The organism is Alphaproteobacteria bacterium (genome assembly GCA_004295055.1).
Lineage (GTDB): Bacteria > Pseudomonadota > Alphaproteobacteria > SHNJ01 > SHNJ01 > SHNJ01.
The window spans coordinates 1-5,089 of record SHNJ01000019.1; the positions used below are offsets into that span (position 1 = coordinate 1).

The following is a 5,089-nucleotide window of genomic DNA, read 5'->3' on the forward strand; positions in this document are numbered from 1 at the left end:
CGCCGGTAAAAGATTTTTATTTGCTTGGCGTGCGCTGGCAAGTGATCGACACGCCTGGCCACACCATCGGTCATGTGGCGTTTTATATTCCGGAATTAAAGGCGTTGTTTTGCGGCGATACGTTATTTGGCCTTGGCGTTGGCGGCATATTCGAAGGCACATCGACGCAAATGTGGCAATCCCTGGCCGCGCTGAAATCTCTGCCGGACGATACGAAGATTTATTGTGGGCATGAATATACGCCGGCTTTCGCGCCGCTGGCGGCACGGCTGGAACCGGAACGCAAAGACATCAAAGATTATATCGCCAGCGTTAAACAAAAACGCAGCAAGGGCGAACCCAGCGTGCCGTTTCTAATGGCCACCGAACGGCAATTTAATCCGTATTTACGAGCCGATGATCCGGTGATGCAGGAATTGATGGGCCTTTCCGGCGCAAAACCAGCAGAAGTATTTGCTAAGCTATATTCGATTTCGGAGTAGTTAAAACCCTAACTATGCCGTTGGCTTTTTGCAATTTTCTGCGCATTCCGGTGCTCACGTACTTTAACGTACGCTGCGCTCCGGTTCTCAAAAATCACAAAAATCCTTAGGCCTAGCGGGTTTTTATTGTACGGTTTGAATTTTTTCGCGGCCAATCAATGGCGCGGCGACAATCAACGCCCCGCCAAGAAACAACGACCAGGAAAAAGTTACATCGGTAACAAGTACGATCAAAATCGCCGACAGCAGCGGAATAAAATAAGCGCAAAAGGCCAGCGCCTGATAATCGCCTTTTTTAATGCCATATTCCCAGAATAAATAAGAAATCGGCACCAATCCAAATACCAGCAAATAAGCCCAATTTTCCGGCGTCAAAACCACTAATGGACTGCCCGATAAATAATACAATCCGAAACTGATAAGCGAATAGATTAAAAACGGTCCGCCCTGAACGCTGGATTTTTCATTTTGATAGAATTTGCGCATATAAACCTGATACACTGCCCAAAACGTGCCGCCGAGAAACGCCAGAATATATCCAAGCGCATATTCTTTTTTCCAGGCGAACCCGGCATCGCCCAGCAGAATGACCGCGCATCCAATCGCGCCGGATACAATGCCGATATAATGTCGCAAATATAATTTTTCCTTATTCGCCCACGCGCCCAGTAAAATCACGTACACTGGCCAAACATAATTGATCATGTTGGCTTCGGCCGTTGGCGCATGTTGCAGGGCGTAAATATAAACGCTTTGCGATAATAATATGCCGAGCAGGGTCAGTATCCAAACGCCAATCGGATGTTTGAATTGCGAAAAAAATCCTTCGCCGCGAACGATCGACGCGAACGATAAAACAATGCCGCTTAACAAAAACCGGAATCCCAGCATGAAAAACGCCGACATTGGCCCGATCAGAACGATCAAAAGCGGCGTTAACGACCAGATGGGGATCGCCGATAGGCCGACAAGAGTATTATTGGTTTTTTGATTCAAGGCCTAGACCATATATTGCCCACCGTTGATATCGAATGTCGCGCCATTGACGAACGACGATTTGTCCGATGCCAGCCATACCACCAAATCCGCCACGTCTTCCGGCGTGCCCAGGCGGTTTGCGGGAATTTGCGCGACGATTTTTTGCAAAATTTCCGGCGCGACCGCTTGCACCATTTCGGTATTGATATATCCGGGCGCGACCGCGTTCACGGTAATGCCCTTTGCCGCCGATTCCAGCGCGAGCGAGCGGGTGAATCCCAGAATGCCGGATTTGGCGGCGGAATAATTGGTCTGGCCAAATTGACCCTTGCGGCCATTGACCGAACCGATATTGATAATCCGGCCCCACGACCGCGTGCGCATGCCTTCGATCACGTTGCGGCACATATTGAAACAGCTGGTCAAGTTGGTTTCGATGACTTTCTGCCATTGGTCCGGCGTCATTTTATGCAACGTCGTGTCTTGGGTAATGCCGGCATTATTGACCAGAACTTCGATGGGGCGTTTCAAATCGGCCTCGATTTTGGCGACGCCATTCTTGCACGCATCGAAATTGCCGACATCCCATTTGAATACATGGATCCCGGATTCTTTGGAAAATTTCTGCGCGGCTTCATCGTTGCTGTGATACGTCGCCGCCACCACATGCCCATCGGCCTTTAAATATTTGCTTAATGCCGCGCCAATGCCGCGCGTGCCGCCAGTGACTAATGCTAAACGTTGGGTCATCTTGTTCTCCTTCTTTTCGTGGCTTCAAGCGCGCTAAGCTTACTAAGGCTCCATCCGCCGACGGTATGATCGCGACTTTCCATTTGGTTAATCGCATAATCTATGGCTCCGGCGCTGACATTGCAACAATCGGCAATTGCACCGCATATAACAATTCGTGTAGCGTTCAATCGTTTCGGCTTGTGGCCTTTCATAACGTATATTTCCGCGCGGATACGTTTAGCATCGGCGCGGGTTGCCATGTGAATACGTACATATTCCAATGGAAGTTTTAATGCCTTGCTAACGCCTTTGGCAATAGCCTCATGAATATGTTTTTTACGCGGGCCGAGGATGGAAATCGGTGGTTTCGCCGGAAAAATAATATTGATCGATGGCATTATACGGCCTCCACACACATCGCGATACCCATGCCGCCGCCGATGCACAGCGTGGCAAGGCCGCGTTTGGCGGAACGTTTTTGCATTTCATGCAATAACGTGACCATCACCCGCGTGCCGGACGCGCCGATAGGATGGCCCAGCGCGATTGCCCCGCCATTCACGTTCACGCGCGACAAATCCCAGCCCATATCCTTGTTCACGGCGCAGGCTTGGGCGGCGAATGCCTCATTCGCTTCGATTAAATCTAAATCAGATGCTTTCCAGGCCGCTTTTTCGAGCGCCTTGCGCGATGCCGGAATCGGGCCAGTACCCATGATGGTTGGATCAACGCCTGCGGTGGCCCAGGATGCGATCCGGGCCAGCGGTTTTAGGCCGCGTTTTTTGGCTTCATCTTCGGTCATCAATACAACGGCGGCGGCGCCATCATTCAGGCCGGATGCGTTCCCCGCCGTGACGGTGCCGGATTTATCGAAGGCAGGTTTTAATCCTTGTAATAATTCGGCGGTGACACCGGCGCGGATATATTCATCCGTATCGAACACCGTGTCGCCTTTTTTGCTTTTGATGGTGATCGGAATAATTTCATCCTTAAATTTACCGGCTTTTTGCGCGGCTTCGGCTTTGTTCTGGGAATTCGCCGCGAATTGATCCTGCATGTCGCGGGTGATCTGCCATTTCTGCGCGACGTTTTCGGCGGTAATGCCCATATGGTAATTGTTGAAAATATCGGTCAAGCCGTCTTTGATCATGGTATCGACAAATTCTAGCCCACCCATTTTCTGGCCTGCGCGTAAAAACGCACTGTGATGCGCAAGACTCATGCTTTCCTGGCCGCCAGCAACAACAATCTTCGCATCGTCATTGGCAATCGATTGCAATCCAAGCGCGATGGAACGTAATCCCGATCCGCAAACTTGATTGATAGTCATCGCGGTTTTTTCAACCGGAATTCCGGCAGCAATAGCGGCTTGACGCGCGGGGTTCATACCCTGACCAGCCGTTAAAATATTTCCCATGATCACTTCATCGACTTCATTCGCCGCAACCTTGGCGCGGGACAAAGCATGCTTGATCACTTCCGCGCCCAGTATATGGGCCGGGGTCGTGGCCAGCGTGCCAAGAAAAGATCCAATGCCGGTGCGGCAGGCGGAAACAATGACGATGGATTTGGACATGGGGAACCTCTTATATGTATCTGGAAAGCTAATCATTAAATAGTATAAAATTGGCCGATTTAAAAGAGAGAAATCATTATTTTATAATGGTTTAATTTAAGAATTGACAGAAGACATGATATGAATTAATCTTTTAAGGAAACAATAGGCTTTTGGATATGGATAATTACGTCACTAAAACTGGCCCTAACAATACATTTGATATGTACGAACCCAGCGATCCATCGCAGGTCGGCGCCAAAGAAATATTTCTAGGCTTGGTCAGGCTCGTGGGTCCTAAAGCGCAAACTGTTGTCAATAATCCGCGGCCATTTGCCAATGCTCAAATATTTTTTATCCATGGTGGTCCGGGGCTTGGCAAAACCCATTTGATGGAAGCCACCATCAACGCGCTTCTGGCGGTAAACGCCAATTTAGCCAAAAGAATAATGTATAGTAGGGGAAATTTTGCCTCTGATTATGCCCATGCCTCGACTGCGCTTTTTGAGATATATCACAGAGATACTCCCATTATAATGATTGATGATGTTTATAAAGAAAGACAATCGGTCAGAGAATTATCGCCATCAGATATCGAAGCCATGATGAATTTTGTCACCGGTGTTTATGATCGGCGCGCGCTGGTTATCATGACATCCAATTTTCCTTTGAAGGACGGCATTACCCAAAGAATTGCGGAAGTAGATAAAATTGGACGTACCACCAGCCGCTTGGAGGAAATTATGGCACGCTCCGGCGAAATTGAAGTCAGAGGTTCAGATTACCGAAAGGTGCTTGCAAAAGATAAGGCGGTCAATCCATTAGAGATGTTACGTGCTTTGGGTCAAGCAAGACCACCTAACTAACCGTTAATCCATTTTACAATCTTCGGCCAAATATCGCGGACTGCATAGGAACTGGCCATCAACCCGATATGCCCGGTTTCCGCCCATAAAATATTGCTGTGCAGCAAATGGCGTGCGACCGCTTCGGCCGATTTGGGCGGCACGATCCGGTCATTTTTCGGAATAATAATCAAAGTCGGTTTTTTAACCGATTTTGGGTCGAGGTTTTTGCCTAAAACCTTAAACTTATTTTTTCCAATCAAATTATCGCGGTACCAATCCCGCATACATTGCATCAATACTTTGTATGCAAGCGGCACTCCGTCATTGATCCAATCTTCCAATGCGACAAATTGCTCCATTTGTTTGGTGGCGGGTTCACTCGATCCCAGTTTTTGGAATTTACGCACCACCAGCATCGGATCTAAATCAAAAAACATCGATTGAATCAAATCGACGGGAATCTGGCCCAGTTTTTGAAATTGCGGCAAAATACG

At 48.6% G+C, this 5,089-nt stretch carries 6 protein-coding genes; 2 read left to right on the top strand and 4 right to left on the bottom strand.

Going from position 1 to position 5,089, the window contains the following annotated elements:
- The coding region (locus tag EYC62_05000; protein ID TAH35132.1) for an MBL fold metallo-hydrolase at positions 1 to 482 on the top strand (482 nt) is incomplete at its 5' end.
- A gap of 123 nt (positions 483 to 605) precedes the next feature.
- On the opposite strand, the gene EYC62_05005 is transcribed toward EYC62_05000, so the two are convergent.
- The 4 genes from EYC62_05005 to EYC62_05020 are packed head-to-tail and all read right to left on the bottom strand — an operon-like array spanning position 606 to position 3,768.
- Positions 606 to 1,478 (bottom strand): hypothetical protein, encoded by an 873-nt coding sequence (locus tag EYC62_05005; protein TAH35133.1) that lies wholly within the window; start codon positions 1,476 to 1,478, stop codon positions 606 to 608.
- A gap of 3 nt (positions 1,479 to 1,481) precedes the next feature.
- A complete protein-coding gene (gene phbB, locus EYC62_05010) occupies positions 1,482 to 2,210 on the bottom strand; it encodes an acetoacetyl-CoA reductase (GenBank protein TAH35134.1) in 729 nt (242 codons plus the stop codon).
- The gene (locus EYC62_05015) at positions 2,207 to 2,590 is read right to left on the bottom strand and encodes a hypothetical protein (protein TAH35135.1); all 384 of its coding nucleotides are present in this window, start codon (positions 2,588 to 2,590) and stop codon (positions 2,207 to 2,209) included. The genes phbB and EYC62_05015 overlap by 4 nt, the downstream gene beginning before the upstream one ends.
- Complete coding sequence (locus EYC62_05020) at positions 2,590 to 3,768, bottom strand: acetyl-CoA C-acetyltransferase (GenBank protein ID TAH35136.1); 1,179 nt, start codon at positions 3,766 to 3,768, stop codon at positions 2,590 to 2,592. The genes EYC62_05015 and EYC62_05020 overlap by 1 nt, the downstream gene beginning before the upstream one ends.
- Before the next feature lie 158 nt (positions 3,769 to 3,926).
- Between EYC62_05020 and EYC62_05025 the strand changes: the two genes are divergently transcribed.
- Positions 3,927 to 4,613, top strand: a complete 687-nt coding sequence (locus tag EYC62_05025; protein TAH35137.1) for an AAA family ATPase — start codon at positions 3,927 to 3,929, stop codon at positions 4,611 to 4,613.
- Positions 4,614 to 5,089: the final 476 nt, after the last annotated feature.

Bases quoted from the DNA above. Each gene is read 5' to 3' on its own strand.
- phbB (TAH35134.1), bottom strand. From the start codon at position 2,210: ATGACCCAACGTTTAGCATTAGTCACTGGCGGCACGCGCGGCATTGGC.
- EYC62_05015 (TAH35135.1), bottom strand. From the start codon at position 2,590: ATGCCATCGATCAATATTATTTTTCCGGCGAAACCACCGATTTCCATC.
- EYC62_05020 (TAH35136.1), bottom strand. From the start codon at position 3,768: ATGTCCAAATCCATCGTCATTGTTTCCGCCTGCCGCACCGGCATTGGA.
- EYC62_05025 (TAH35137.1), top strand. From the start codon at position 3,927: ATGGATAATTACGTCACTAAAACTGGCCCTAACAATACATTTGATATG.